The sequence below is a fragment of the Stenotrophomonas sp. YJH_SMC_101-4 genome, from assembly GCF_059370395.1.
In genome coordinates this window covers 196,112-222,806 of the sequence record NZ_JCAFTP010000001.1, presented here as the reverse complement: position 1 = coordinate 222,806, position 26,695 = coordinate 196,112, and the positions used below count along the sequence as shown (strand labels likewise).

General features: G+C 66.3%; 24 protein-coding genes. 11 read left to right on the top strand and 13 right to left on the bottom strand.

Going from position 1 to position 26,695, the window contains the following annotated elements; translation table 11 throughout:
- From AC5P8D_RS01070 to AC5P8D_RS01030, 9 genes are all read right to left on the bottom strand, one after another.
- Nucleotides 1-3,168: a discoidin domain-containing protein gene (locus AC5P8D_RS01070; RefSeq protein WP_329840937.1), complete on the bottom strand. Its 3,168-nt coding sequence runs from the start codon at nt 3,166-3,168 to the stop codon at nt 1-3.
- Nucleotides 3,165-4,001 (bottom strand): carbohydrate ABC transporter permease, encoded by an 837-nt coding sequence (locus AC5P8D_RS01065; protein ID WP_006378064.1) that lies wholly within the window; start codon nt 3,999-4,001, stop codon nt 3,165-3,167. Before AC5P8D_RS01065 ends, AC5P8D_RS01070 begins: the two co-directional genes overlap by 4 nt.
- Nucleotides 3,998-4,879, bottom strand: a complete 882-nt coding sequence (locus tag AC5P8D_RS01060; RefSeq protein WP_006378065.1) for a carbohydrate ABC transporter permease — start codon at nt 4,877-4,879, stop codon at nt 3,998-4,000. Before AC5P8D_RS01060 ends, AC5P8D_RS01065 begins: the two co-directional genes overlap by 4 nt.
- Nucleotides 4,876-6,216 (bottom strand): sugar ABC transporter substrate-binding protein, encoded by a 1,341-nt coding sequence (locus tag AC5P8D_RS01055; RefSeq protein ID WP_010486726.1) that lies wholly within the window; start codon nt 6,214-6,216, stop codon nt 4,876-4,878. The genes AC5P8D_RS01060 and AC5P8D_RS01055 overlap by 4 nt, the downstream gene beginning before the upstream one ends.
- A gap of 4 nt (nt 6,217-6,220) precedes the next feature.
- Complete coding sequence (locus AC5P8D_RS01050; protein ID WP_010486724.1) at nt 6,221-7,825, bottom strand: glucoamylase family protein; 1,605 nt, start codon at nt 7,823-7,825, stop codon at nt 6,221-6,223.
- Nucleotides 7,826-8,075: 250 nt separating this feature from the next.
- Entirely contained in the window at nt 8,076-11,162 is a 3,087-nt protein-coding gene (locus AC5P8D_RS01045) for a TonB-dependent receptor (RefSeq protein WP_329840936.1), read from the bottom strand.
- 76 nt (nt 11,163-11,238) lie between these two features.
- On the bottom strand, nt 11,239-12,276 hold the full coding sequence (locus tag AC5P8D_RS01040) for a LacI family DNA-binding transcriptional regulator (RefSeq protein ID WP_125438023.1): 1,038 nt from the start codon (nt 12,274-12,276) through the stop codon (nt 11,239-11,241).
- Between the two features lie 149 nt (nt 12,277-12,425).
- Nucleotides 12,426-12,701, bottom strand: coding sequence for a BolA family protein (locus AC5P8D_RS01035; protein WP_019336633.1), 276 nt, complete (start codon nt 12,699-12,701; stop codon nt 12,426-12,428).
- A complete protein-coding gene (locus tag AC5P8D_RS01030) occupies nt 12,698-12,997 on the bottom strand; it encodes a YciI family protein (RefSeq protein WP_029550673.1) in 300 nt (99 codons plus the stop codon). Before AC5P8D_RS01030 ends, AC5P8D_RS01035 begins: the two co-directional genes overlap by 4 nt.
- A 374-nt stretch (nt 12,998-13,371) precedes the next feature.
- Here AC5P8D_RS01030 and AC5P8D_RS01025 point away from each other — a divergent pair, with 374 nt between their 5' ends.
- Genes AC5P8D_RS01025 through AC5P8D_RS01015 form a run of 3 tightly spaced genes read left to right on the top strand, consistent with a single transcriptional unit; the run spans nt 13,372 to nt 16,793 of the window.
- Nucleotides 13,372-14,277, top strand: a complete 906-nt coding sequence (locus tag AC5P8D_RS01025; protein WP_010486714.1) for a segregation and condensation protein A — start codon at nt 13,372-13,374, stop codon at nt 14,275-14,277.
- 13 nt (nt 14,278-14,290) lie between these two features.
- The gene (gene scpB, locus AC5P8D_RS01020) at nt 14,291-15,166 is read left to right on the top strand and encodes an SMC-Scp complex subunit ScpB (RefSeq protein WP_019336635.1); all 876 of its coding nucleotides are present in this window, start codon (nt 14,291-14,293) and stop codon (nt 15,164-15,166) included.
- Nucleotides 15,159-16,793, top strand: a complete 1,635-nt coding sequence (locus AC5P8D_RS01015) for a pseudouridine synthase (protein ID WP_071306023.1) — start codon at nt 15,159-15,161, stop codon at nt 16,791-16,793. The genes scpB and AC5P8D_RS01015 overlap by 8 nt, the downstream gene beginning before the upstream one ends.
- Nucleotides 16,794-16,909: 116 nt before the next feature.
- Here the strand turns inward: AC5P8D_RS01015 and AC5P8D_RS01010 are convergent, their stop codons facing one another.
- Complete coding sequence (locus AC5P8D_RS01010) at nt 16,910-17,698, bottom strand: AraC family transcriptional regulator (RefSeq protein ID WP_032129778.1); 789 nt, start codon at nt 17,696-17,698, stop codon at nt 16,910-16,912.
- Between the two features lie 90 nt (nt 17,699-17,788).
- Here AC5P8D_RS01010 and AC5P8D_RS01005 point away from each other — a divergent pair, with 90 nt between their 5' ends.
- Nucleotides 17,789-18,916 carry an MFS transporter gene (locus AC5P8D_RS01005; protein ID WP_043401504.1) on the top strand — a complete coding sequence of 376 codons (1,128 nt, stop codon included), beginning with the start codon at nt 17,789-17,791 and terminating at the stop codon, nt 18,914-18,916.
- Between the two features lie 95 nt (nt 18,917-19,011).
- Entirely contained in the window at nt 19,012-19,305 is a 294-nt protein-coding gene (locus tag AC5P8D_RS01000; protein ID WP_043401502.1) for a hypothetical protein, read from the top strand.
- Here AC5P8D_RS01000 and AC5P8D_RS00995 read toward each other — a convergent pair.
- The 3 genes from AC5P8D_RS00995 to AC5P8D_RS00985 form a co-directional block, all read right to left on the bottom strand.
- Complete coding sequence (locus tag AC5P8D_RS00995; protein ID WP_010486698.1) at nt 19,292-19,726, bottom strand: hypothetical protein; 435 nt, start codon at nt 19,724-19,726, stop codon at nt 19,292-19,294. The genes AC5P8D_RS01000 and AC5P8D_RS00995 overlap by 14 nt on opposite strands.
- 103 nt (nt 19,727-19,829) lie before the next feature.
- Nucleotides 19,830-20,636 (bottom strand): amidohydrolase, encoded by an 807-nt coding sequence (locus AC5P8D_RS00990; protein ID WP_235651904.1) that lies wholly within the window; start codon nt 20,634-20,636, stop codon nt 19,830-19,832.
- Between the two features lie 14 nt (nt 20,637-20,650).
- On the bottom strand, nt 20,651-21,799 hold the full coding sequence (locus AC5P8D_RS00985) for a pyridoxal phosphate-dependent aminotransferase (protein ID WP_010486694.1): 1,149 nt from the start codon (nt 21,797-21,799) through the stop codon (nt 20,651-20,653).
- Between the two features lie 196 nt (nt 21,800-21,995).
- Between AC5P8D_RS00985 and ccmA the strand changes: the two genes are divergently transcribed.
- Genes ccmA through AC5P8D_RS00955 form a run of 6 tightly spaced genes read left to right on the top strand, consistent with a single transcriptional unit; the run spans nt 21,996 to nt 26,694 of the window.
- Nucleotides 21,996-22,625 carry a heme ABC exporter ATP-binding protein CcmA gene (gene ccmA, locus AC5P8D_RS00980; RefSeq protein ID WP_019336398.1) on the top strand — a complete coding sequence of 210 codons (630 nt, stop codon included), beginning with the start codon at nt 21,996-21,998 and terminating at the stop codon, nt 22,623-22,625.
- Nucleotides 22,622-23,317, top strand: a complete 696-nt coding sequence (gene ccmB / locus AC5P8D_RS00975) for a heme exporter protein CcmB (protein WP_006456616.1) — start codon at nt 22,622-22,624, stop codon at nt 23,315-23,317. Before ccmA ends, ccmB begins: the two co-directional genes overlap by 4 nt.
- Before the next feature lie 43 nt (nt 23,318-23,360).
- Nucleotides 23,361-24,131: a heme ABC transporter permease CcmC gene (gene ccmC / locus AC5P8D_RS00970; RefSeq protein WP_010486688.1), complete on the top strand. Its 771-nt coding sequence runs from the start codon at nt 23,361-23,363 to the stop codon at nt 24,129-24,131.
- Complete coding sequence (locus tag AC5P8D_RS00965) at nt 24,128-24,316, top strand: heme exporter protein CcmD (protein ID WP_010486686.1); 189 nt, start codon at nt 24,128-24,130, stop codon at nt 24,314-24,316. Before ccmC ends, AC5P8D_RS00965 begins: the two co-directional genes overlap by 4 nt.
- The gene (gene ccmE / locus AC5P8D_RS00960; protein ID WP_019336396.1) at nt 24,313-24,774 is read left to right on the top strand and encodes a cytochrome c maturation protein CcmE; all 462 of its coding nucleotides are present in this window, start codon (nt 24,313-24,315) and stop codon (nt 24,772-24,774) included. Before AC5P8D_RS00965 ends, ccmE begins: the two co-directional genes overlap by 4 nt.
- On the top strand, nt 24,775-26,694 hold the full coding sequence (locus tag AC5P8D_RS00955) for a heme lyase CcmF/NrfE family subunit (RefSeq protein ID WP_495202999.1): 1,920 nt from the start codon (nt 24,775-24,777) through the stop codon (nt 26,692-26,694).
- Nucleotide 26,695: the final 1 nt, after the last annotated feature.

The following is a 26,695-nucleotide window of genomic DNA, read 5'->3' as shown; positions in this document are numbered from 1 at the left end:
TTACTGTCCCTTGCGCTCGGCGCGGCGCACCGCGCTCGGCACTTCGATCTCGATCCGCGCCGGCAGCTGGTGCACGTGCAGTTCCTTGTTGATCCACTCGGCGGCTTCGCCGTTGACCGTCACCTCGCCCGGATCACCCGCGTACGGCCATGGCAGCACCACGCCCCCCACCGGCGGCACCAGGCCCGGCTGCACCTCCAGCACCAGCTGCTTGTCGCTGCGCTGCAGGCGGTAATTGAGCTGGCCCTGTGGCGTACGCAGGCCCTGCACCGCGACACCCTCACCCTGCAGCCACGCGCTCGGTACGCCGGCGGCCAGCACCAGCGCATCGTCCATGTCACGGTTGTAGGCGAACATGTCCAAGGCCGAGCGCACGAAGTCCGAGGCCACCCAGGCATGCGGCAGGTCACCGACGAAGAACGGCTTGCGCGGCGTGCGCGAGACCACTTCGGCCCACTGGTTCCAGGCCTGCGGTGCGCGGTCCTTGAAGAAGAACTCGGTGGCCTGCCAGGCGCGGTCGCGCCAGCCCAGGCGCACGAACGCGGCCACGTTGCGCCATTCGTACGGGGTGTAGTCCTTCCACTCGCGCTTGCCATCGCGCCGCGCGACGAACTCGTTCCAGTAGCGTTCGAAGGTCGCCTCCAGCGCCTGCTGCGGCAGCCTGCCCTGCTCGCCGCCCGGGGCCAGTGCGATGGTGGTCGACGTCGCGTCGAAGTCACCCAGCTCGGCCGAGCCCGGCAGGTAGTCGATGCTGTGCTGCTGCATCGCCGACAACAGCGAGGCCTGCAGGTCATCCCTGAACTGGTCGCGCGATTCGGCAATCTGCATCGCCTCGACCTTGCCCAGCTGGGTCGCCAGCAGCGCCGCGTCCTTGTAGCCGCGCAACGCCCAGAAGTTGTCCCAGTACGAGTGCATCGGCTTGGCCGAATAGCCTTCGTGGCTGATCGAGGCCGGCATCATCCCGTAGAACGCCGGGTTGCGCGCGCGGTTCTCTTCGGTGCGCTCGCTGGCGCGCAGCTGCTCCATGTAGGTGTAAGCGCCCTGCACGTGCGGCCACATCAGCTCGGTGAAGGTGCTGTCGCCGGTGTAACGCCCGTACTCGGCGATGCTGTAGATCAGCTCGCCATGGCTGTCGTTCTCCGGCACCGGATCACTGCCGCGCGCATCGACGCAGCACGGCACCTTGCCGTTCTCGAACTGGTACGGCGCATACCAGTTGATGTAGTCACGCACCGCATCGCTGCGGCCCATGCGCAGCAGGCCCTCGGAAATCATCGCGCCATCGCGGATCCAGCTGCGCGCATACGAACGCGTGCCCGGCTGCAGCCGCGGCCCGACCCGCGAGATCAGCATGTGCGCGACCGCCGTGCGCAGGGTGTCGACCAGCGGTTGGCCTGCAGCGGGCACCTGCAGCGAGACCACGCCCAGCTTCTTGCGCCATTGTTCGGCCACCTGCGCCTGCGCCTTGGCCACGTCCAGCGCCTGCGGCGCCCAGCCACCGGTCTGTGGCAGCACCACCGCCACCTCGCGGCTCTGGCCAGGCTCGAGCTTGATCGTATAGATCAACGCGCCCGACGCCATGCCGGTGCTGTCCTTCACCGCGGTCTCAGCCGGGTACTTGCCGTCCGCCAGGTGCATCGCATCGAGCTTGCCATCGAACGTACTGGCAAAGCGCGCGTCCGGCACCTGCAGCGGATAGAGGCGCGGCTCGCCGTTGACCCGTACCAGCTGCTCGCCGACATCCAGTGCATCGATGCGGCTGAAGCCACCGACGGTGTTGAGGAACTGCGTGGGCGGATTGACCTGCCACGGACGGATCGCCAGTGCCAGGGTGTATTCGTGTGCGACCTTGTCCGGATTGCTCAGCCGGTAGCGGCCGATCAGCTGCGCGCGCTCCGGCGTGCCCTGCACGAAGCCGGTCACCGCCAGGCCAACCTTTTCATGCACCCAATCGACGTTGGCGATCGGCAGGTAATGATCCTGCAGCGACTGGGTGATCGCCACCTTCGACCAGTCCAGCAGCTTGCCATCGAGGCGGATGAACGGTTCGATGCTGAAGCTGCCCTTGGCCGGCTCCAGTGCGCCGTCCTCGCTGATCAGCGCCTGTTCCTGGCCGCCATCGAGGCCGAGCAGGGTCCAGTACGGCTGCTCACCCACATAGGCACGTGGCAGCGAGCCGCGTGGCAGGTCGGCGGCGACCGAGGAGAGAAAAGCGTTCGGGGTGGCGGCAAAGGCCAGCGGCTTGAGCGTGATGTCACGGATGCCATAGCGCCAGTTCGGCCCGTCCTGCAGATCGAAGCGCACGTAGCGCGCATCGGTGTCCGGCAGCGCCAGCCAGTCGCGGCCACCGGCACCACTGGTCACTTCACGCACGGTACGCCAGTCACGGCCATCCTCGGAAGTGCGCACGGTATAGCGGCGGGCTTCCAGATTCGGCAGCCAGTCGATCACCGCACCGCCGATCTCGCGGCTCTTGTGCAGGTCCAGGCTGATGGTCTGCTGCTTGACGCCACCACTGATCCAGAACGTATCGCTCTTGCCGTCGATCATGCGGTCCTGCAGCGCGGTGGCGGTATCGGCAATCACCGATGGCACCAGCGCCGAATCATCCTGAGCTGGCAGGCCCTGCAGGGTCAGCTTGTCGAAGCACACCGTGCCGCGGCCGCCGACCTTGCTGTAGATCGTGAACTCGACCGCAGCACTGCGTGCCATCTCCTTCTCGGGCGAGGGACCCCACGCCTTGTCGATCTGGCGGCGGCGGTACTCGACCGGCGTCCACGCCTTGGGGAAGCTGTAGCCGGGCCGGTTGACCCACCAGACGTTGTCGCCACTGGTATCGATCAGCTTGAACTGCAGGTCGTTGCCCGGCGAATCACCGCGCAGCTGGAAACCGAAGCGGTAATTGACCGGGTATTCGATGTTCAGCGCGCGACGGATGCCGACGTAGCCGGAGACATCGTGGAAGTCATAGTCCAGGCACAGCGCGCGGCCACCACCGGCGCCGCTGACCGGCCGAAGCGAACCGCTGACCTGGTCGGACAGCACCAGCTTCCAGGCCGCGATGTCGTCGAAGTCGTCCAGCACCTTCGGTGCCGGCAGCGCCGGGGGGGCGGCGATCGCCAGGGAGGTCCACAACAGGCACAGTCCAACGGCGATCGCTCGCTTCATCCCTTGACGCTCCCCAGCAACAGACCTTGGATGTAGTACCGCTGCAGCACCAGGAACAGCGCCAGCACCGGGACCACGGTGACCACCGCGCCGGCCATCATCATTTCCACGTCCATGATGTGCTCGCGCGAGAGGGTGGCCAGCGCCACCGGCAAAGTGTAGTGCTCCTGATCGGTCAACACGATCAACGGCCACATGAAATCGTTCCATGCACCCATGAAGGTGAAGATCGCCAGGGTCACCAGCACGGGCTTGAGCATCGGCAGCACGATCTGGAAGAAGATGCGCAGCTCCCCTGCCCCGTCGATGCGGGCCGCTTCCAGCAGCTCGTCCGGAATCGAACGCGCGTACTGCCGCACCAGGAAGATGCCGAACACGCTGGCCAGCGCCGGCACGATCACGCCGCCGAAGCTGTTGACCAGGCCCAGCTGCTTCATCAGCAGGAACAGCGGCAGCATCGCCACCTGCGCCGGAATCACCAGCGCCGCCATCAGCACCTGGAACAGGCGCTCGCGGCCGACGAAGTTCAGCTTGGCGAAGGCATAGCCGGCCATCGTGTTGAGCAGCAGCGAACCCAGCGTGATACCGACCGACACCAGCAGGCTGTTGGCGAAGTTGCCGCCCATGCCGGTGCGCGCGAACAACTCATGGTAGTTGCGCGTGGTGATGCTCGATGGCAGCAGCGGCGGCGGGAAGTGGGTCGCCTCGCCCTGCGGCATGAACGAGACCGAGAGCATCCACAGCAGCGGCGCCAGGCTGACCAGGGCCAGCACCAGCAACGCACCATTGATCAACCACGGGTACCAGCGCGACTGGCCGATTTCACGACTCATACCAACTGCCTCTTGCGGCCGAAACGCAGCATCACGGTGGTCACCGCCAGGATGATCAGGAACAGCAGGAACGCCACTGCGGAGGCGCGCCCCAGGTTCCACCACTTGAAGCCTTCCTCGAACATGAAATACAGCACGCTGACGGTGCTCTGCAGTGGGTCGCCGCGGGTCATCACGTACGGTTCGGCGAACAGCTGGAAGTAGCCCGACACGGTGATCACGCCGACCACCAGCAGCACCGGGCCGAGCATCGGCAGGGTGATGTGCAGGAACTGCTTCCAGCGCGAAGCACCGTCGATACGGGCCGCCTCGTACAGATCATGCGGGATGGCCTGCAGGCCGGCCAGGAAGATCACCATGTTGTAGCCGAAGTTCTTCCACACCGCGAACAGCATGATGGTCGGCATCGCCCAGTTGGGATCGCCCAGCCAGTCGATCGGGCTGATGCCCAGATGGCCCAGGCCGTAGTTCACCAGGCCGTAGCTGGTATGGAACAGGTAGCGCCAGATCACCGCCACCGCCACCAGCGTGGTCACCACCGGCGCGAACAGGGCGGTGCGGAACAGCGCCTTGAAGCGTGCGGCCGGTGCATTCAGCAGCATCGCCGCACCCAGCGACACGCCAATCGACAACGGCACGCCGATCAACACGAAGTAGGTGGTGTTCCACAGCGACTTCCAGAACATCGGCGTCTGCAGCAGGTCGATGTAGTTGCCGAGGCCGACGAACCGCAGGTTGCTGCTGTCAGCCAGTGCATAGAGGTCGAAGTCGGTCACGCTCAGCGCCAGCGCCGAGGCGACCGGCAGGCCGAAGAACATGCCCAGCACGATCAGCGAGGGACCGGCGAAAATCCAGCCGGCAAGCGAAGTACGTTTCATTGCGCGCTCCCGGCGGCCACGGCACTGCTCGATTGCGGCGACGGCACGCGCTGCTGCAGGCGTTGTTGTTCATGCATCCAGCGGCGCTTGGCCAGCACCTTGTCCACGCGCTGGTCCAGCTCTTCCACGGCCTTGTCCTGCGCCAGGCCACCACGCACCACCTTCTCGGTGACGATGCGCATTTCCTGCACGATGCGCTCCCACTCAAGCACCTTCGGCGTCGGCTTGACCCGCTCCAGCTGGTCACGGAACGCAGCGGCCAGAGGATCATTGGCCAGCGACGGTGCGTTCCAGGTACTGCGACGCGGCGGCAGGTCGCCGATGATGGAATGGAAGCGGGCCTGGATTTCCGGGCGCGACAGGAACTCGATCAGCCTCCAGGAGGCTTCCTTCTGCTGCGACTTGCGGAAGATCACCAGGCTGGTGCCACCGGCAATACCGGCGCCCGGACCGTCCGGACCCGGCAACGCGGCCGTGCCCCACTGCCCTTCCAGCTCCTTGGGCTGCAGCTTCTTGAACTCGCGGATGTTCCAGGGGCCGGAGATGTAGAACACATTGAAACCACGGAAAAACTCGTCCCAGACGTTGGAGATCTGCGTCTCGGACATCTTCGGCGCCCAGCCCTGCTCGAACATGTTGGCGTAGAAGGCCAGCGTGCGGCGGAACCCCGGGCTGGCGAAATTGCCGCGGGTGTCATCGTCGCGCAGCAACGGATCGGGCTGCTGCAGCGCGAGCGACAGCTGCTGCTCGAACTCGTTGATCGGCATCAGCACCGCATAGCGGTTCGGGCCCTGCATGCGCTTGATAGCCGCCATCTGTTCGTCCCACTCCTGCCACGTGCGCGGCGGGTGGTCGTAACCGGCCTTGGCCAGCAGATCCTTGCGGTAGAAGATCAGGCGCGTATCGACATACCACGGCACGCCCACCAGCTCGCCGTGGATCACATTGGTATCCCAGATGCCTTGGAAGTAGTCCTTCGGGTCGACCACGGCCGAGCGCTGCACGAACGGCTGCAGCGGCGTCAGCGCATCAAGTTCGGCGAACTCCGGTACCCAGGTGTTGCCCAGCTGGCACACGTCCGGCAGGCCGTCGGCGGCGAACGCGGTCAGCAGCTTCTCGTGCGCGGCCGTCCACGGGATGTTCTGCACATCCACCTTGATACCCGGATTCTCGGCCTCGAACTCATGGATCAGCTCGCTTACCACCTCCGCCTCGCGGCCCATCGCCCAGAAACGTACGGTGGTGGTGCCCGGATCGGTACGGGCACAGCCGGCCACGGCCAATGCGGCCAAGGCAGGCAGCGCCCAGCGGCGCAGGCGGTCGATCCAGTTCGGCATCGGGTTACTTGCCCTGGCCTGTGGTGCGGTTGGCATTGTTCTTCTGTTCCTGCGCGGCAGCCGCGCGTGATTCGGCGATACCCACCGCGCGTGCCGCCGCGGCCTTTTCGTCTTTCTGCAGTTCCAGCGGCTGGAACGAACCTTCCGGTGCCAGCCAGCCACCACTGAACCCGGCCCGTTCCAGGCCCTTGCGGATGTACGGGTTCTTCTTCATGACTTCCCAGACGAAGTCATCGCGGTAGTTGGCGATCATGGTCAGGATCGGGCCCTGATCGATGGCGATGTAATCGCTGGCGACCCAGCCGCGATCCGGCACCAGGCGGCCGGTCTTGATCGGGATGTCGTAGTTGAAGCTGGGGTTGAATGAATCCAGGAAGCCGTAGCTGGAGTAGATGTAATCGCCAAAGCGCTTGTGCATCTCCAGCGTGGCCGGAATCACCTGCTCCGGCGCGAACACCACCGACGCGATCGCAGCGGTGGGAGCGATGGTGCCGTCATCGAAGTTCTCGCGCAGGCCGGCGCCGCGCGAGGAGTAATGGCGGAACTGGCGCTGCTCGCCGCGATAGTCCTGGGTGGTGTTCTGTGGTCCATCACTGGCGGTCAGGCCCCACACATTCTCGCCATACTCCTTCCACTGCATCGGGTTGGCGATGGCGTACTCGCGCTGGGCCAGTGCGGCCGAGCGGCTGTTGAGGAAGTAGGTGCTGCCGCGCTCGCGCATGTACGCATCCTGGATATCGCGGAAGTCGATCCAGACGTGGCTGTACTGGTGGCCGAACAGCGGGCCGAAGGACAGGTATTCCTGGCCCTGGTAGACGCCCCAGTCGTTGTCATAGGTACGCGTCCACACCGTCCACGCATCCGGGCTGACCGGGTGCGTCGGCGAGCCCAGGGCAAGGATGTAGACCATCATCGCCTCGTTGTAGCCCATCCAGTCGTGGTCGATGAAGCCGCTCTCGGGGAACCAGCCCATCGAGATCAGCGGTGCACGCTGCTGCAGCCACGGCCAGTCGACCTTCTTGTACAACGTGTCGGCGATCTGGCGGATCTCCTTCTCACGCGGATCGTCGCCGTCGTAGTACGACTGCGCGAACAGCACGCCCATCATCAGCAGCGCGGTATCCACCGAGGACAGCTCAACCCAGCTGTCGTAGCGACGCCCTTCCTGCATGTCCAGGAAGTGGTAGTAGAAGCCCTTGTAGCCGGCCTTGCCGGTGCGCTGCGGGCCCATCGGCACGTCGCGGAAGAACTTCAGCGTGGTCAGGGTGCGGTCGATCGCCTGGTTGCGGCTGACCCAGCCGTTCTCGATGCCGATCGGGTACGCGGTCAGTGCGAAGCCGACCGAGGCGATGCTGGCGAACGGCCGCGACGGATAGCGGTCCGGGGTCAGGCCATTGATCTCGTTGGTGGTATCCCAGAAGAACTGGAAGGTACGACGCTCGATGTCATCGAACAACGGCGGCAGCACCGGCTTCATCGGCCGCGGCGGTGCATCGGCCTCGATCAGGATCACCGGCGGCCGCGGCTTGGCAGGTTCCTGCTGGGCCGGCTGGCAGGCGGCCACGGCCAGGCTCAACGCTGCGGCGGACAACAGATGGCGTGCCTGCATGGCGCGATTTCTCCGGTGGTCTGATCGATGGGAAAGCATACCGTCCAATGATCTGAAATCGTTTACAAGATGCGTTCTGAAAAAACCACGAAAGACGTGGTTTGACACCGCGATCATTGCCCATGCCGCTGCCCCCTGGCCGGCAGCGGCATGGGCAATGGACCGGCGCGGGACCGGCCATTGCCGTTTTCAAGCAGCCGATGCCGCCGGCGGAACGGCGGCATCGGAGTACAGCATCAGGCGGTTCCGCTTAGAAGCGGAAGCCCACTTCGGCCTTCACCTGACGCGGGGTACCAATCACGTCGCCGGTCTCGTTGTAGCTCACCAGCAACTTGCCATCGCTCTTCACGTAGTTCAGGTTCGAGAAGTTGTCGAAGTTGAGCACGTTGATGATGTCGATACGTGCATACAGCTCGGTATCGCCAGCCAGCTTGAAGGTCTTGGTCGCCTGCAGGTCCAGCGAGCGGTAGCCGAAGATCTTGCCACCGAGCAGGAAGCGGCCATTGCCACCCGGAGTACCCGCAGCCGGAGTCGGCAGGCAGTTGGCGGTGCCGGCCTGCGCGATGCAGGACCAGTCATTGCCCGGCGTCGGCGTGGCCAGGGTCAGCTTGCCACCGAAGGTGATGCCCCAGAAGCCGTCATACGAGCCGGTGACCACCAAGCGGTGGCGCGGCGCGCCGTTGGACTTGATCGTCGGGTACTCACCGATGGTGCCGCGATCGAACGAGTAATGCTCGTTGATGTTGCGGTTGTGACGCGCGTTGGTCCAGGTATAGGCGATCGAGGTGCCCCAACCGCTTTCCTTGCTGTACGGCTTCTGCGCCGACAGCAGCACCTGGGTCGAACGGGTCTTGATGCCCTGCTGGCCGATGATCAGGCTGCCGAAGCCCGGAATGTTGCAGTTCCACGGCTGGCCGTAGGTCGGCTCCTTGGCACCACACAGCATCTGGTTATCGAAGAAGTTGCCGTTGTTGAAGCGGTTGCCCAGGGTGAAGGCAAAGCCATCATAGGTCAGCGTGCGAGAGATCGTCGCGTCAGTCAGCCACTCACCGAACTGGTTGCTCATGCCCAAGCTGAACTGGTCGGCGTACGGCACCTTCATGTTGTTGTTCAGCAGATCGACCTCCATGCCTTCATTGCTGGTCGAACCCAGCAGTGCCTGCACGTTCTCGATGCCGTTCATCAAGTTCGGATTCCAGTCAAAGCACGGAGTCTGGCCGTACATGCAGTTGCCGGTGGCCGGGTTGCGGAAATAGACGGTCGGCTGCGGCAGTGCCAGCTTCGTGGTTTCCAGCGCCAGGTTGTCGAACAGGTCGCGATCATAGGACCGGCCGGCGCCACCATGGAACACGTGCCGTTCGTCAGCGTTGACGTCATACGAGAAGCCCAGGCGCGGCTGCCAGGCATTCTTGAAGTTCTTGCGGTTGTGGCCGGTGCTGATGTAGTCGTTGACGTTCAGGCCGCTGAGCGCCAGCGTCTGCGCATAGGTCTGGGACACGCCCACCGGCGCATTTGGATCCTGCGAGAACAGGGCCTTCACAACCTCCGGCGGGGTCACGAAATCGGTATATACGGGGTTCTTTTCGTAGTCCCACCGCAGGCCGATATTCAGCTGCAGATGATCGTTGACCTGCCAGTCATCCTGGATGAACAGACCAATCTGCTTGACCTTGGCACGCACTTCGGACTGCACGCCGGTGACGCCGGTGCTGGCCTTGGTGAACTGCGCCTTATACGGCGTGCTCGAGGGGAAAGCCGGATTGTCGATGGTGTAGAAGAACTGCGGATTGATCTGCGCCGCATCGGAGGCGTACAGATCAATCTGCTTGTACTTGGCGCCCATCTTGATGGTGTGGTCGCCCGCCCACTGCAGGCCGTCCAGGGTCAGGTTGTCCTCGATCGCCCAGCCCTTCTGGCCCTTCACCTGCGAAGCGAAGGCATCAGCCGCGCCAACCTGGACGAGGGTCTTCTCCTGCGGGCGGTTGGCGTCCGAGTCGCCGAAATCCGGTGCGGTGTAGATGATGCCGTTGCCGATGGTCAACGGCAGCGGATTGTTGAAGGCCTCCTCGTGGGTAACCATCAATTCGTTGTAGAAACGCTCACCGCTGTGGTTCCAGCGCAGCGCGTAACGGCGGTCGGTGTTGTCCACGACCTTGCCGTGCACCTTGGCGGTCTGGCCACTGAACTGCTGCTGGGTTTCGTCGCGGTCCTGGAAGGTCAGTTCGATGCGATCGTTGTCAGTCGGTTCGAAGTCGATCTTGGCGAAGATCAGGTCCTGCTGGAACGGCTGGCTGGCCGGGCCAAGGCCTGCGGCACCGTCAGCGGGCAGATTGGCGGCCGACGGAGTGACGGCACCGTCCGGCGCGATGGTCACTGGCAGGTCGAAGCGCTTGGCTTCATAGGTGACAAAGAAGTGGGCCTTGTCCTTGATGATCGGGCCACCCAGCGCGAAGCCGTACTCCTTCTCGGCCGAGTCTTCCTTGCTCTTGCCCGGCTGGCGTTCGGCCGGGGTCATCGCACGCATGCTTTCGTTGGTATAACGGTAGAAGGTCTCACCCTTGAACTCGTTGGTACCCGACTTGGTCGCGGCGGTGATCGCGGCGCTGGACACCTGGCCGTACTCGGCCTTGTAGTTGCCGGTGATGACCTTGTACTCACCGATGGCCAACTGCGGGAACGGATTACCCGCGCTGCCGGACTGGCCGGAAATGCCGCCACCCTTGACGTAGCTCTTCTGGCCCACGCCGTCGATGTAGACGTTGGTGCCGTCGGAGTTGGTCGCGCCGCCACGCAGCGAAGTGTTGCCCTTGGCATCGCGGGTGAAGATCATGCCCGGCACCGCGTCGGCGAACTCCAGGAAGTTGCGCGAGACCTGCGGGGTGGTCTGGATCTGCTGCAGGCTGACGGTCTTGCCGACTTCGGACGTGCGCACTTCCTGCAGCAGGGTCGGCGCGACGACGTTGACGGTGTCCAGGTTGGTGGCCGCGGTCGAACCCGGGGTGCTGCTGGCAGCGCCGGCAAAGTTCAGCGTCGCGGTCGAGGCCACGGTGACGGTGACCTTCTGCGACTGGCCGTTGGCGACCACGTCGTAGGTGCCCGGGTCCAGGCCCATCAGCGAGTAGCTGCCATCGGCACGGACGGTGCCGCGACGGACGGTGCCTGTGGCGATGTTGGTGGCGGTCACTTCGGTGCCGGCCTGGGCGCCGGACACCTGGCCGCGCAGGCTGGCATTGGCCGACTGCGCCATGACGTTCGGGGCGGCGGCCAGCATCAGGCAGCTGACCAGTGCGGTGCTCAGCAGCCGGCGCGCCGGCGTGCGGAAGGTGGTGTGCATCATCAACTCAATCTCCGGGTGGCGGTAACCGCTCGCGCGGTACCTGCGATCAATCAAAGAAGAAGGAACGCCTCTGGCTTCAACGGCCCGATGGCGGAGTGGTGGAATCGCGAACTATCAAGCGGGGAACCAGGGTCTGCTTATCCCCTGTCCCGTCCGTGGAGGTGCCGTCCATCAACTGCAGCAGGCGCGTCATGGCCCGGTCGCCGAGCTCGGCGATGCTGACCTGCATGGTGGTCAGCGACGGGTGGACGAAACGCGCCAGTGGAATATCATCGAAACCCGCCAGGGCCACATCGGCCGGGACACGGACCCCTGCCTGCGTGAACGCATACAGGCAGCCCAGCGCCATCATGTCGTTGGCGGCGAACACGGCATCAGGCAGCGCTCCGGCTGCCAGCAACTCCTGACCGGCGCGATGGCCGGAAGCTTCGTCGAAATCACCGGGCAGCTCGATGCCTTCGGCGCCACCGCCAAAAGCCGCCAGCGCGTCACGGAAGCCGCGCAGGCGCTCGCGCGCGTCGAAGTTGAGATCCGGGCCAGAAATGAAAGCGATGCGACGGTGGCCAGCGTCAAGCAGATGACGGGTCATCGCCATCGCACCGGCATGGTCGTCGATGCTCAGCACCGGGTGGTCCTGCCCGGGCAGATAGGTGTTGATCAACACCGTCGGCAACGACTGCGGCAGGTTGTCGGTCAGGAAACCGGGGCTCTCGGCATAGGGCGAGAGCACCAGCAGGCCGTCGACGCGGCCGCGCATGGCGCGCAGGGCCGCACCCTGCTGCTCCTGGTCACCGTGGTAGCTGGACACCAGCAGGTGCTGGCGGCGGTTGCGGGCCACCCCGTCGATGCCGCGCATCAGCTCGGAGAAGAATTCGCCGTACAGGTCCGGCAACACCACGCCCACCGTATTGGTGCGGCGGCTGCTCAGGCTGCGGGCGGCGGCGTGCGGGGTGTAACGCAGCCGTGCGGCGACCTCCAGCACAAGCTGGCGGACCGGTTCGGCGACATTTTCATGCCCGTTGAGCGCGCGGGAAACCGTGGCCACGGAGACCCGGGCTTCGCGTGCGACGTCTTTGATTGTGATAGCTGCCTTGTTCACGAAGCCGCCCTCCACGGCTTGGACCTACCAGCATTGGCGCGGAATGTAAGCGTTTCCATCTGGGCTTGTAAACAGTCCGTTAGGCGAATGTCCCGAAATGGACATGGAAATCTGTCTGCAGCGGGCCCCCGCGGGGACCCGCCAGGACAGCGTGGGACAAGGGCTCAGCCCTGTTCTGACGGGGTCTGCGCGCGGATGGACAACGCGTGGATGTCGGTCTCCATCATCGCCCCCAGCGCGGCGTACACCGCGCGATGCCGGGCCAGCGGGCCCAGTCCGGCAAAGCGTTCACTCACCACATGCACGTTGAAATGGCCGCGGCCATCGCGCGCACCGGCATGGCCTGCGTGGCGATGGCTGTCGTCTTCGATCTCGAGCACGCTCGGCGCCAGGGCATGCTGCAGCGCATCACGCATTCGCGAGATCCGTTCCGCGCTCACGGCAACACCTTGCGGAACGGTCGCACCTGCACGCGGGTGTAGACGCCGGCGGCCACGTACGGATCGGCGTCGGCCCAGGCCTGGGCCTGCAGCAGCGACTCGAACTGCGCGATCACCACCGAGCCGCTGTAACCGGCCGGGCCCGGGTCTTCACTGTCCACCGCCGGGCACGGGCCGGCCAGCAGCAGGCGTCCCTCGTCGCGCAGCGCGTGCAACCGCGCCAGGTGTTCCGGCCGCGCCTGCAGCCGCTGCGCCAGCACATCCTGGCCGTCATACCCTTCGATCACATACCACACCGGCATTTCCTCGCTTGCGTTGTCGGGTCCGCAGATTCTAGCCAATGCGACCCTGCCCCGGCCCGGCTGGACACTGGCGCAACAAAGGCTTACCCTAGACTCCATTGCACGTGGCTGGATGCAGCAGCCCGTCGGTTTTTGCGGCCAACGCAGCCCCCGACGACCGTCCCGCTGCTTCAAACCGGTCCACCTGGCCGGGCCACGTAGACGACCTCCCCGTAGTTCCGTCGCCGCCGTTTCGTGCGGCGCGTCCTGCTGTTTGATATGTGTGGAATCGCGCCGATCCCGGCGTGTCTGGTGCCCTGGGGCTCCGTGGCGTTGGCCCGGCTAACCCGGTGCCGCGACTGGTCCGTTGCAATCCTGATGTCCATTAGATGACTTCCGAACTCGCGCTCGACGCGAACCCGCCAACCCGGCCGCCCGCCCCACAGCAGCAGGAAATGCCGCTGGCCGTGGTGCATGGGCAACCGGTCCTGCAGATTCCGCAGGACCTGTACATTCCGCCGGACGCGCTGGAAGTCATCCTGGATGCCTTCGAAGGCCCGCTGGACCTGCTGCTGTACCTGATCCGCCGCCAGAACCTGGATGTCCTGGACATTCCGGTAGCCGAGATCACCCGGCAGTACGTGGAATACATCACCGTGATGCGCGAGCTGCGCTTCGAGCTGGCCGCCGAGTACCTGGTGATGGCAGCGATCCTGGCCGAGGTGAAGTCGCGCATGCTGCTGCCGCGCCCGGTCAGCGAGGAAGGCGATGAAGCCGACCCGCGCGCCGAACTGGTGCGCCGGCTGCAGGAGTACGAACGTTTCAAGCAGGCCGCCGAGGACATCGATGCCCTGCCCCGCCAGGACCGCGACACGACGGTGGCGCACGCCTTCATGCCCGAACGCGCCACGGTGAAGCTGCCGCCGCCGGTGGACCTGAAGGAGATGCTGCTGGCCCTGCACGACGTGCTCAAGCGCGCCGAGCTGTTCAGCGGTCACGCCATCAAGCGTGAGGCATTGAGCGTGCGGCAACGCATGGGCGAAGTGCTGGGACGCCTGGAAGATGGCAAGTTCTATCGTTTTGAAGGGCTGTTCACGGCCGAAGAAGGCAAGCTGGGCGTGCTGGTCACGTTCCTGGCGGTGCTGGAACTGGCCAAGGAACAGCTGCTGGACATCGTCCAGGAAGAACCACTGGCGCCGATCTACGTGAAATCGCTGGCCGCCGGCAACACCAACGCCCCGCTGCAGTTCAGCAGCGAGTTCGACGACAACGACGCCGCCAATGCAGACGAGTGAGCGCTGACTGCCGATGGATCAACTGCTGATCAACCGCATTGTCGAGGGTGCCTTGCTGGCCTCCAGTCAGCCGCTCACCCTGGCCCAGCTGAAGGACCTGTTCCCGGAAGAGGAACCGGCACCGCCGGGCAGCATCGAACGCGCGCTGGAACGCCTGCGCGAAGCCTGCGAAGGCCGCGGCGTGGAACTGGTCGAGGTCGCCTCCGGCTTCCGCTACCAGGTGACCGGCGAAGTGCATGGCTGGATCAGCCGGCTGTGGACCGAACGCAAGACCCGTTACACCCGCGCCACCCTGGAAACCCTGGCGCTGATCGCCTACCGGCAACCGATCACCCGCGGCGAGATCGAGCAGGTACGCGGCGTGGCGGTCAGCAGCAACATCATCCAGGCACTGGAAGAACGCGAGTGGATCCGCGTGGTCGGCCACCGCGATGTGCCCGGCAAGCCTGCGCTGTTCGGCACCACCAAGGGCTTTCTGGATTATTTCGGCCTGAAGCGATTGGATGAGCTGCCGCCTCTGTCGGAACTGAAGGACCTGGGCGAGCTGGAACCCCAGCTGTCCCTGGACCGCGATGCGCCCGCAGCAGCAAGCGCCGACGGTCCTGACATCTCGGCCGGCGACGAAGGCGCTGCCGCGAACGATGATGCCGGCCTGGCCGGCAGTGACACCCCCGATTCCGCCGACGCAGCTCCTGCGGCGGCTATCGATGAGCAAGCACCTTCGCCCCTCGATGATGGGCACCCCGATTCCGCGCCGGGCGAGCGCGCGGTGCCAGTGAACGAACGCGAAGACAACGCCGTCGCGATGACGACCGTGGCTGTTGACCAAGCCGATTCCGAACCAGAGGCCGACCTCGAAACCGTCGGCCGGAGCAAAACTGATGAGTGACACCCCCCGTAACAAGCTCTCGCTGAAGCGCGAAGCCACCTCCGAACAGTTCAAGCTGGAAGAGCGCCTGCACAAGGTGCTGGCCCAGGCCGGCCTCGGCTCGCGCCGCGCGCTGGAACAGCGCATCGCCGAAGGCCTGGTCAAGGTCAACGGTGAAGTCGCGCAGACCGGCATGTCGGTCAAGAGTGGCGACAAGATCGAGCTGGATGGCCGTGGCTTCGTCGCCACCGCCCTGGCCGAGCCGTCGCGCGTGCTGGTCTACAACAAGCCGGAAGGCGAAGTGACCACCCGCGATGATCCGGAAGGCCGCCCCACCGTATTCGAATCGCTGCCGCCGCTGAAGGGCGCGCGCTGGATCGCGATCGGCCGCCTGGACATCAACACCACCGGCCTGCTGCTGGCCACCACCGACGGTGAACTGGCCAACGCCATGATGCACCCGTCGTTCGAGGTCGAGCGCGAATACGTGGTCCGCGTGCGTGCGCCGGAAGGCGAGGAAAAGGTCTCCGACGCCATCGTCGACCGCCTCACCCGTGGCGTGGCACTGGAAGACGGCCCGGCCAAGTTCGACGAGATCGAACGCATCGGCGGCACCGACTCGCACGACTGGTTCCGCGTCGTGGTGAAGGAAGGCCGCAACCGCGAAGTGCGCCGCCTGTGGGAGTCGCAGGGCTGCCAGGTCAGCCGCCTGAAGCGCACCCGCTACGGCAAGGTGAGCCTGCCGCGCGAACTGGCCCGCGGCCATTCGGTGGAACTGGGCACCACGCAGGTTGAAGCCCTGCGCGCGCAGCTGAAGCTGGAAGAAGGCGCGCCGTCGGCACTGACGCTGCAGCCGGTGATCGGCCAGCGCCGCGCCGCCAAGACCACCGTGCGCGTGCGCGAAGGTGGCCGCGGCAACGCCTACGTCAACGGCCACAACACCGCCGACGAGGGCCGCGAGCTGCGTCGTTTCGATAACGTCCGCGAAGACCGCGGCCGTGGTCGCGGCGGCAAGGGCGGCGGCTTCAAGGGTGGCCTGACGGTCAGCGGTGAAGCGGCAGCCAAGCAGTCGCAGAAGCCGTTCAAGCAGCGCGCCCAGAAGAACGACCGTTCGCTGCCGGAAGGCAACCCGGCCGCGTTCCGCACCTGGTACGTGCCGGATGGCGTGAGCACCGGCCCGAGCGGCCATCGCAATGCCGGCCCGGGCGCACGTGGCCCCGGTGCCCGTGGTCCGGGCGCAGGCGGCCAGGGCCGTCCGTATGGCAAGCCGAAGGGTCCGGGCGCAGGCGCCGGTGGCGGCCAGGGCCGTGGCGGTTTCGGCGGTGAAGGCCGTGGCGGCGCAGGCGGCCAGGGTCGTCCGGCCGGTGCGGGCAACCGCTCGCAGGGCCAGGGCAACAAGCACCCGTACGGCCATCCGGGCAATGCCCCGAGCTTCCCGTCCGACCACGCCACGCCGGGCTTCAACCCGTATGGCAGCCCGAAGCCGGCACAGGGCGCCCGTCCGGGCGGTCGCGGTCCGGGCGGCGGCAACCGCGGTCCGGGCGGTAATCGCGGCCCGGGTGGTCCGGGTAGCAACCGTGGCCCGGGTGGCCCCGGCGGCAACCGCGGTCCGGGCGGCCCGCGCCGCAGCGGCCCGCGCGGCGGCTGATCGCTGACACGCATGAAATGAGAAACCCCGGCGCAGGCCGGGGTTTTTCGTTGAAAAGGGGACGGAGGGGATTAAGTCGTTTTTGCCACGGTGTGTTTCGAAGGGGCGAAAGCGACTTAATCCCCTCCGTCCCCTTTTGCGTGGCGCTGGAAAGCGGCGGGAGTGGTGCCGGTCATGCTGCGGAAGAAGGCGATGAACGGGCTCTCGGCGGAGAAGCCGGTGTCCTGCGCCACATGCGCGACGCGATGACCCAGCAGCAGCAACTCCATGGCCCGCATCAGGCGCCATTGCTGGCGCCAGGCCTGATAGCTCATGCCGGTATCACGCTGCATCAACCGGCCGACGGTACGCGCGCTCAGGCCCGTGCGCGCGGCCAGCTCCCCCAGTTCGGGCGGCAGCTGTTCGGCCAGCGGCAGGCAACGTGCGATCCGCGGATCACGCGGTAAAGGCAGGTCCATCGGCGCCACCGGTGCAGCGGCGATTTCCAGCACGCACAACGCCAGTTGATGGTGCGCGCGCGGCGACTGCCAGTCATGGTCGAACGGCGCCTGCGCGATCGGCTCCAGCAAGGCCTGCAGCAGCGGACCGACGCCGATGATCGCCGGCTGCCGGGGCAGCTGGGCCGACAGGGTGGCGTCGAAGTACAACGAACGGTAGTCGACTGCCTGGCGCATCTGCGCACGATGGCGCAGGCCACCCGGAATCCACGCCGCGCGCGCGGGCGGCAGCAGGCTGACGCGGTCACCGTAGGTCAGGCGCGTACAGCCCTGCCGGGTGTACAGCAGCTGCGCGCGTGCATGCTGGTGCCAACCCGAGTCGTGATCCGCCAGTGAGGCCGCGATCCCCAGCACCGGAGCGCCCCAGGCATCGGCGTCGAAGTGCGCATCCGGCTGCAACCAGGCCATGTCTGATTTCATATATCTGATGACAGGATAGACAGAGTGCGCCATTGTGGGCGCGACCACAATGCGCGGCCCTGTTCCTGGAGCGCCCTCATGTCGCGCCGCCTGTTGTTGCTCACCATTGCACTGCTGATGTTTCCGCAGTTGGCACAGACCCTGTACAGCCCGGCCCTGGCCGATCTGGCCGAACGCTTCGCCCTGCCGCCGAGTGCCGCCAGCCAGGCCATGAGCCTGTACCTGTTCGGCTTCGCTGCAGGCGTGCTGCTGTGGGGGCGCCTGGCCGATCGTATCGGTCGTCGCCCCGCCCTTCTCTGTGGCCTCGGCGTCTTCGCAGTGGCTGCACTGGGCGGGCTGATGGCTGGCAGCTTCGGCCAGGTGCTGCTGGCCCAGGCGTTGGCCGCAGTCGGCGCCGCCGCCGCTTCGGTGGTGACCCAGACCGTGCTGCGCGACCATCTGCAGGGGCCAGCGTTGGCGCAGGCATTCTCCTGGATCGGCATGGCCCTGGCCCTGAGCCCGGCCATCGGTCTTGCACTGGGCACGCTGCTGGTCGCCGCCAATGGCTATGCCGGCGTACAGTCCGGCCTGCTGCTGATCGCTGCCCTGCTGGCGGTGGCATGCCTGGCAGGCCTGCGCGAAAGCCGCCCTGCACAGATCTCGCACACGCCCATGCTGCCGCTGCTGCGGGAACTGCTGCGCGATCGCTGGATCTGGTCACACGCGTTGCTGGTGATGGCCTTCAACGTGGCGATGTACAGCTGGTATGTGCTCGGCCCCTTCGTGTTTGCGCGCCTGCACTGGCCAGCCACCTGGTTCGGCGCCAGCGGCGCGGTGCTGGCACTGGGCTCGGCACTGGGCGCGTGGGGCAATGGCCGCCTGCTGCGTGCAGGCGTTGCCACAACCACGCGCATCCGCATCGCCGCAGGACTGGTTCTGACGGGAGGCCTGCTGGCCGCGCTGCTGCATGATCACCCTGCCCTGGTCGCGGCGATGGTGCCGGTGGTGACGGGCTTCGGCCTTGCCATTCCCAATGTGCTCGGCCAGGCCTTGCGCGGCTATCCACACTGTCTCGGCAGCGCAGGCGCGCTGTTCGGCCTGCTCTACTACCTGCTGATCGGTGCGGCAATGGCGCTGGTCGGTGCAGTGCAGCTGCTGGCACCGACCCTCATCGTGTGCGGCCTGCTGGCCTTGTGGCTGCAGCGGCAGCGTCCCGCTGCAGCCTAGGAATTGCTGCAAAAGCAGCGCACTGTGCGCGCCTTCCGGGAACGGCTTTGATTCCCTGGCTATCGTGCGCGCTCTCCCACACAAGGCAGATGCCCATGATCACCATCACCGCCGAACAGGCCCGCGCCAACGTCGATGCCGCCAAGCGCCCGATCGAACTGTTCTACCGCGATCTCGACAACGCCATCCAGATCGGCTCGGAAAATGGCCGCCGCTACGTCGTGTTCGGCTTCAGCCAGGTGATGGCCAGCGAGCAGCTCGTCGAAGACGTGGTCGCACAGCTGCTGAAGAATGGTTTCGGTGTTGAACGGTTGTTGAGCGATTCCGAACAGCACTACATCCGCATCAACTGGGGAACTGCCGCGCCGTCGCGCCTCAGCGCCGGCTGAGGGTGAACGCGGTGCCGTCCACGCCCAGGTCCCAGCCCTTGCCGGTACCGGACAGGGCCAGCGAGATGTCGCCCTTGGTCATCACCTGCGCGTTGCTGGACTTCACCGCACCGGCATGCGCGCCGACCGAGGCGTAAGTGCCCAGCAGCTCGTTGACGCTGACCGCGCCGGTGAAGCTGCCACGCCCGTTGGTGATCTTCGACTTGCCAACGGTCAGGCCGCCCCCCTTCATCTGGATGCGCACCGGCAGGCTGGCGCCGTTGCTGCAGGTGACCGTGCCATTACCGGATGCGGTCTTGTAGATCAACGACCAGCCGGACAGGTTGTAGCGCAGCTCGCAATCGAGGTTGCCGGCAGCGTGCGCGGCGGGGGCCAACGCTGCGGCGGACAGCGCCAGCAGCAGGGCGAAGGGCTTGTTCATGGCGGGACTTCCAGTTCGGTCGGACTGGCGGCGAATCTAACAGCGCGCACGTGCACGTTGAATGCAGGCGCGCGCGCTGGTGCGGCGGCGTTCAGGCCGTCGCTCAGGCCTGCTCGTCCAGATGGAAGGCATCGGCATCAAGCATGGCCGGGAAGCGCGCGCGGTGCGCTGCCAGCGCCTCGGCCGAGACGGTGGTGGTGACCACCTGTTCGCGTTCACGGATCTCCACCTGCGGTTGGCCGAGGAAATCCAGCACCGCGCTGTCGCCGGTGTAATGCAGCTGGTTGCCATCGACGCCGACACGGTTCACCGCAGCAACGAAGCACAGGTTCTCGATCGCACGTGCACGCAGCAGTGTCTTCCACGCATAGGCGCGTGCCGACGGCCAGTTGGCAACGAAGATCTGCAGGTCGAAATCCAGCTGCTGCGGACGCTCCACGTTGTAGCGGTTGCGGCAGAACACCGGGAAACGCAGGTCGTAGCAGACCTGCGGATTGATCCGCCAGCCCTTCCATTCCACGCTCAGGCGGTCGCGACCGGCAGCATAGCGCTCGTGCTCGCCGCCGTAACGGAACAGGTGGCGCTTGTCGTAGTACTCCAGGTTGCCATCGGGCGTGGCGAACAGCAGGCGGTTGTAGACGCCTTTGCCATCACGCAACTGCACGCTGCCGATCACCGCTGCGTTCAAGGCCCTGGCCTGCTCGCGCACCCAGGCCACGGTCGGGCCGTCCATGCCTTCGGCCTGGGCGATGGCGTCGTTGGAGAAGCCACTGGTGAAGGTCTCCGGCAGGATCACCAAGTCGGTGATGCCGGCCAGCGGTGCCAGCAGTGCGCCGTAGTACTCACGGTTGCCCGCCGGATCATGCCAGCGGGTGTCGCCCTGGACGAGGGAAATGCGCAGGTCCTGCATGGTCACTGCTCCGCTCAAAGAAGGCGCAGGCGTTCGATCGCCGCGTCCATGGTCGCTTCATTCTTGGCGAAGCACAGGCGCACCAGGCGCTGGCCGGCCGGCGGATTCTCGTAGAACGGCGACAGCGGGATGGCGGTCACGCCCTTCTCGATGGTCAGCCACTTCACGAACTCGTGGTCCGGCAGGTCGCTGATGGCCGAGTAATCGACCAGCTGGAAGTAGCCGCCGGGGACCGGCAGCGCCTTCAGGCGGGTGCTGGACAGCTGCTCGCGGAAACGGTCGCGCTTGGCCTGGTAGAACGCGCCCAGCTCGAGGTGGTGTTCGGGCTCATCGCGGATCATCGCGGCGAAGCCATACTGCGCCGGACCGAAGCTGGTGAAGGTGTTGTACTGGTGCACCTTGCGGAACTCGGCGGTCAGCGCCGGCGGGGCGATCGCATAGCCGATCTTCCAGCCGGTGCAGTGGTAGGTCTTGCCGAAACTGGAGATGACGAACGCGCGCTCGCGCAGTTCCGGGTAGCGCAGCGCCGATTCATGGCGGCGGCCGTCATAGATGATGTGCTCATACACCTCATCGGAGATCAGGTAGATCTGCGTGCCGCGCAGCAGCTCGGCCAGCGCCTGCATGTCCTGCGCCGACAGCATCGCGCCGGACGGGTTGTGCGGGGTGTTGACGATCAGCATGCGTGTGCGCGGGGTGATCGCCGCACGCACGCGGTCCCAGTCGACGGCGAAGGTCTGCGGATCCAGCGACACATGCACGGCCTTGGCACCGGCCAGATCGATCGCCGGTTCATAGCAGTCATAGGCCGGGTCGAGCACGATCACTTCTTCGCCGGCACGCACCACGGCGTGGATGGCGTTGAAGATGGCCTCGGTACCGCCACTGGTGACGGTGATCTCGCTGTCCGCATCGACCTGTGCGCCGTAGCAGTCCAGCGCCTTCTGTGCGATGGCCTGGCGCAGCGGCGCCACGCCGGTCATCGGCGGGTACTGGTTCAGCCCGGCGGCCATCGCCTTGGCCGTCTCATCGATCAGGCGCTGCGGCGCGGAAAAGTCCGGGAAACCCTGGCCCAGGTTGACCGCGCCGTGTTCGGCGGCGAGCTGGGACATCACGGTGAAGATCGTGGTACCGACCTTGGGCAGCTTGGTGTTGGGTTGCATCGGCCTGGAATCTGGGGGAACGAGGCCCAGAAGTGTACGAAATCCACGCTGCGACTGTGGGTTCAGACGGTAGCGCCGGGCCATGCCCGGCGGCTCTTTGCATATGCCTTGCAGCCGCCGGGCATCGCCTGGCGCTACCGGGACAGCATTCACCGCTACAATTGCCGCCGCACTCCGGCATGAAGACCCCTGCCCCTTGAACACCCCTGCATTGCTGGCCGCCAGCGGCCTGAGCTTCTCCCGCAATGACGAGCCGGTGTTCGGCCCGCTGGACTTCCATGTGGACGCCGGCGAAGCCCTGCTGGTGCAGGGCGGCAACGGCGCCGGCAAGACCACGCTGTTGCGCGTGCTGGCCGGCCTGGCCCGGCCCGGTGCCGGGCAGGTGCAGATCGATGGCCGACCGGCCGGCAATGCCGAGCGCGCGCGCTATGTCGCCTACCTCAGCCACCTGCCCGCATTGAAGCCCGATCTGGACACGCTGGAGAACCTGCACTTCCTGTGTGGCCTGCACGGCCGCCGTGCGCGGCAGATGCCCGGCAACGCGCTGGCCATCGTCGGCCTGGCCGGTTATGAGGACACCCTTGTTCGGCATCTGTCCGCCGGGCAGAAGCGGCGGCTGGCTCTGGCACGCATCTGGCTGTCGCCGGCGCCGCTGTGGCTGCTCGACGAACCCTATGCCAACCTCGACCTGGAGGGCATCACCCTGGTCAACCGGATGATTTCCGCGCACCTGCGCGCCGGTGGCGCGGCACTGGTCACCACCCATGGCGCCTATGCCGCACCGCCGGTGCGTACCCGCCAGCTCGACCTCGGCGGTGCCGCATGATCGCGCCAGGCACCGAACCGGGCCTGTGGCAGACCGCGGGCGCCCTGCTCAAGCGCGACCTGCGCCTGCTCTGGCGCCGCCGCGGCGATGCGCTGCAGCCGCTGCTGTTCGCGGTGCTGGTGGTGGTGCTGTTCGCGCTGGCGCAGGGTCGCGAGCCGCAACTGCTGGCCGCCACCGCAGGCGCAGTGCTGTGGCTTGCGGTGCTGCTGGCCGGGCAGCTGTCGCTGGATTCACTGTTCCGCTCCGATGCCGAAGACGGCTCGCTGGAACAATGGCTGCTGGCGCCGGTGCCGCTGGCCTGGCTGGTGCTGGTGCGCGTGCTGCTGCACTGGGCCACCACCGCCCTGCCGTTGATCGTGGTCAGTCCGCTGCTGGCCGAAATGCTGCATCTGCCGCATGACCAGCTGCCGATGTTGCTGGCATCGTTGCTGCTGGGAACGCCGTTGCTGAGCCTGATTGGTGGCGTGGTCGCTGCACTGACCGTCGGCATCCGACGCTCTGGTATTCTCGTGGCATTGCTGTCGCTGCCGCTGTACGTGCCGGTGCTGGTGTTCGGCGCAGGCAGTCTGGCGGCAGCCGGACGCGGACAGGATCCGGTCGGTGCGCTGCTGATGCTGGGCGCCGGCCTGCTGGTCGCGCTGGTGCTGGCGCCGTTGGCCACCGCCGCTGCAATACGTATTTCTCTGAGTTGACCGAGCTGAGAGCCAATCCACCCCTGCTGGATAGCCGCCACGCATGAATCCGATTGTCCGCTGGTTCCACCAACTCGGTTCGCCCCCCACGTTCGACCGATTCGCTGCCCGCTGGTCGCGGGTGTTCTACCTCGCGGCGGTGCCGGTGCTGCTGGTCGGCATGTGGCAGGCGCTGCTGGTGGTGCCGCCGGAAGCCAAGCAGCTGGACAGCTTCCGCATCCTCTACATCCACGTGCCCAGTGCCTGGATGAGCCTGTTCGTGTTCGCGCTGATGGCGCTGTATGCCGCCATCGCCCTGATCTGGCGGATCAAGGTCTGCGAGATCCTGGCCATGGCCTGTGCGCCGATGGGCGCCGGCTTCACCCTGATCACCCTGCTGACCGGCAGCATCTGGGGCAAGGGTACCTGGGGTACCTGGTGGGACTGGGACCCGCGCATGACCAGTGAACTGGTGCTGCTGTTCCTGTACCTGGGCGTGATCGGCCTGTACCACGCCATCGAGGACCGCCGCAGCGCCGCGCGCGCGGCCGGCCTGCTGGCCATCGTCGGTGTCAGCCTGCTGCCGGTGATCCGCTATTCGGTGGACTGGTGGGGCGGCCTGCATCAGCGCCAGTCGATCAACGTGTTCGGTGAATCGGCAATCAGCAGCGCGATGATCGCGCCACTGTGGTGGATGGTCATCGGCACCAAGTTCTGGTTCGCCGGTTCGGTGCTGGCCAAGGCCCGCGCCGACAATCTCGACCGCGAGGCCGGCAAGGCCTGGGTCGGTGGCCGGGTCGATGCCGCACGCGCGGCCGGGGAGGCCCAGCCATGACCCACCTGCCCTATGTGATCGGCGCGTACGCCGTGTTCGTGCTGGTGCTCGGCGCCGATGCCATCGGTTCGTGGCTGCGCCTGCGCATGGCACGCCGGTTGGCGCTGGCACGCCAGCAGCGGCAGCAGACCCGCGCCGTCAAACAGGAAGCTGCGGCGCCGCTGTCGACGGAGCTGGAACGATGACGCCGGTACAACGCCGCCGCCTGGCCTGGGTACTGCTGGCCCTGCTCGCCTCCGGGCTGGCCACCGCACTGGTGGCGATGGCGCTGGAACGCAACATCGCCTACCTCTACACGCCCTCGGAAGTGCTGCGCGGGGATGTCGATGCACAGTCGCGGTTCCGCTTGGGCGGCATGGTGGTGAAGGGCTCCTTCAACCGCCCGGTCGGTTCGCTGGAAGCACGTTTCGAAGTAACCGACGGCGATGCCCAGCTGGCGGTGACCACGTCGCGGATTCTTCCGGACATGTTTGCCGAAGGCACCGCGGTGGTCGCCAGTGGCCGCCTGCAGGAGGGTGTCTTCGTTGCCGACGAAGTGCTGGCCAAGCACGATGAAAAGTACGTGCCGAAGGAAGTGGCCGACAAGATGGGCGATGCCCATCGCAAGCATGACGTGCCGGTGACGGCACCCGAGGTGCGCTGAGTGCTGCCCGAACTGGGTCAGATCCTGCTGTTGTGCGCGTTGCTGGCCTCGCTGCTGCAGGCCGGCCTGCCGCTGGTCGGCGCGCATCGCAGCAACACGGCATGGATGGCGGTGGCACGGCCGGCCGCCTTCGCACAGCTGCTGCTGCTCGCCGGCGCGTTCGCGGTGCTGACCGCCGCGTTCGTGCAGCAGGATTTCTCGGTGCGCTACGTGGCCGAGAACTCCAATTCGCTGCTGCCGATGATCTACCGCTACTCGGCGGTGTGGGGGGCCCACGAGGGCTCGCTGCTGATGTGGGCGCTGGTGCTGGCGCTGTGGACCGGCGCGGTGGCGCTGTTCTCGCGGCACCTGCCGGCACACGTGCAGGCGCGCGTACTGGCGGTGATGGGCGTGGTCAGCGTCGGCTTCCTCGCCTTTCTGATCTTCACCTCCAATCCGTTCCTGCGCCTGAACCCGGCGCCGCTGGAAGGCCGCGACCTCAACCCGCTGCTGCAGGACCCAGGGCTGATCATTCATCCGCCGATGCTGTACATCGGATACGTGGGCTTTGCCGTTCCGTTCGCATTCGCGGTGGCGGCCCTGCTGGAGGGGCGCATCGATGCGCGCTGGCTGCGCTGGACGCGGCCGTGGACCAACGTCGCCTGGGGCTTCCTGACCCTGGGCATCGCACTGGGCAGCTGGTGGGCCTATTACGAGCTGGGCTGGGGCGGCTGGTGGTTCTGGGACCCGGTGGAAAATGCCAGCTTCATGCCGTGGCTGGTCGGTGCGGCATTGATCCATTCGCAGGCCGTCACCGAAAAGCGCGGCACGTTCGGCAGCTGGACACTGCTGCTGGCGATCGCCGCCTTCGCGCTGTCGCTGCTCGGGACCTTCCTGGTGCGCTCCGGTGTGCTGACCAGCGTGCATTCGTTCGCTGCAGATCCGTCGCGCGGCCTGTTCATCCTGGTGTTCCTGTCGGTGCTGGTCGGCGGCAGCCTGCTGCTGTACGCGCTGCGCGCCAGCCAGCTGAGCGTGGACGCCGACGATCCGCGCCGTGGCTTCACCGCCACCTCGCGCGAGACCCTGCTGCTGGCCAACAACCTGCTGCTGGCCACCGCCTGCGCGATGGTCCTGCTCGGCACGCTGTACCCGCTGCTGGCAGATGCACTGTCGCTGGGCAAGATCTCGGTCGGCCCGCCCTACTTCGGCAGCCTGTTCCTGCTGCTGATGGCGCCGATGATCCTGCTGCTGCCGTTCGGCCCGCTGGTGAAGTGGCAGCGCGACCAACCTTCGCGTGCATTCGCCCTGCTGGCGCCCTGGCTGGGGCTGGCGGTGCTGCTGGGCGCGCTGGCCTGGTGGCAGGCGCCGCAGAACGGCTGGAAGGCCGGTCTCGGTGTCGCCGCCGCGGCCTGGGTCGGCTTCGGTACCGCACGCTTCGTCTGGCAGCGACTGCGCGGCAACGGCCGCTTCACCGCCGAAATGCTCGGCATGATCGTCGCCCACGCCGGCATCGCCGTGTTCCTGGCCGGTGCGTTGCTGGTGGAAGCCCTGAACGTGCAGCGCGAAGTGGCGCTGGCACCTGGCCAGCAACTGGTGGTCGGCCGCTACGAAGTGCGCTTCGAGGGCGTGGACCACCGCGAAGGCCCCAACTTCATCGCCGACCGTGGCCATCTGCGGGTGTTCCGCAACGGCCGCGAACAGGCCCTGCTGCATCCGGAGAAGCGCCAGTACGCCAGTGGCGGCCAGGTGATGACCGAGGCCGGCATCGATGCACGCTTCGACGGCGATGTCTACGTGGCATTGGGCGAGCCGCTGGGCAACAATGCATGGGCGGTCCGGGTGCACATCAAGCCGTTCGTGCGCTGGATCTGGCTGGGCGCGCTGTTGATGGCCCTGGGCGGATTCATCACCGCAGCCGACCGCCGTTTCCGTCGTCCGTAGG

What these genes read in the sequence shown, in the direction of transcription:
- AC5P8D_RS01010 (WP_032129778.1), bottom strand. Translation starts at nt 17,698, where the DNA reads ATGGCCTGGTTGCAGCCGGATGCGCACTTCGACGCCGATGCCTGGGGC.
- ccmC (WP_010486688.1), top strand. Translation starts at nt 23,361, where the DNA reads ATGAATCCGATTGTCCGCTGGTTCCACCAACTCGGTTCGCCCCCCACG.
- AC5P8D_RS01005 (WP_043401504.1), top strand. Translation starts at nt 17,789, where the DNA reads ATGTCGCGCCGCCTGTTGTTGCTCACCATTGCACTGCTGATGTTTCCG.
- AC5P8D_RS01050 (WP_010486724.1), bottom strand. Translation starts at nt 7,825, where the DNA reads ATGCAGGCACGCCATCTGTTGTCCGCCGCAGCGTTGAGCCTGGCCGTG.
- AC5P8D_RS01015 (WP_071306023.1), top strand. Translation starts at nt 15,159, where the DNA reads ATGAGTGACACCCCCCGTAACAAGCTCTCGCTGAAGCGCGAAGCCACC.
- AC5P8D_RS01025 (WP_010486714.1), top strand. Translation starts at nt 13,372, where the DNA reads ATGACTTCCGAACTCGCGCTCGACGCGAACCCGCCAACCCGGCCGCCC.
- AC5P8D_RS00990 (WP_235651904.1), bottom strand. Translation starts at nt 20,636, where the DNA reads ATGCAGGACCTGCGCATTTCCCTCGTCCAGGGCGACACCCGCTGGCAT.
- AC5P8D_RS01045 (WP_329840936.1), bottom strand. Translation starts at nt 11,162, where the DNA reads ATGATGCACACCACCTTCCGCACGCCGGCGCGCCGGCTGCTGAGCACC.
- AC5P8D_RS01000 (WP_043401502.1), top strand. Translation starts at nt 19,012, where the DNA reads ATGATCACCATCACCGCCGAACAGGCCCGCGCCAACGTCGATGCCGCC.
- scpB (WP_019336635.1), top strand. Translation starts at nt 14,291, where the DNA reads ATGGATCAACTGCTGATCAACCGCATTGTCGAGGGTGCCTTGCTGGCC.
- AC5P8D_RS01055 (WP_010486726.1), bottom strand. Translation starts at nt 6,216, where the DNA reads ATGCCGAACTGGATCGACCGCCTGCGCCGCTGGGCGCTGCCTGCCTTG.
- ccmB (WP_006456616.1), top strand. Translation starts at nt 22,622, where the DNA reads ATGATCGCGCCAGGCACCGAACCGGGCCTGTGGCAGACCGCGGGCGCC.
- AC5P8D_RS01065 (WP_006378064.1), bottom strand. Translation starts at nt 4,001, where the DNA reads ATGAGTCGTGAAATCGGCCAGTCGCGCTGGTACCCGTGGTTGATCAAT.
- AC5P8D_RS01070 (WP_329840937.1), bottom strand. Translation starts at nt 3,168, where the DNA reads ATGAAGCGAGCGATCGCCGTTGGACTGTGCCTGTTGTGGACCTCCCTG.
- ccmE (WP_019336396.1), top strand. Translation starts at nt 24,313, where the DNA reads ATGACGCCGGTACAACGCCGCCGCCTGGCCTGGGTACTGCTGGCCCTG.
- AC5P8D_RS00995 (WP_010486698.1), bottom strand. Translation starts at nt 19,726, where the DNA reads ATGAACAAGCCCTTCGCCCTGCTGCTGGCGCTGTCCGCCGCAGCGTTG.
- AC5P8D_RS00965 (WP_010486686.1), top strand. Translation starts at nt 24,128, where the DNA reads ATGACCCACCTGCCCTATGTGATCGGCGCGTACGCCGTGTTCGTGCTG.
- AC5P8D_RS01060 (WP_006378065.1), bottom strand. Translation starts at nt 4,879, where the DNA reads ATGAAACGTACTTCGCTTGCCGGCTGGATTTTCGCCGGTCCCTCGCTG.
- AC5P8D_RS00985 (WP_010486694.1), bottom strand. Translation starts at nt 21,799, where the DNA reads ATGCAACCCAACACCAAGCTGCCCAAGGTCGGTACCACGATCTTCACC.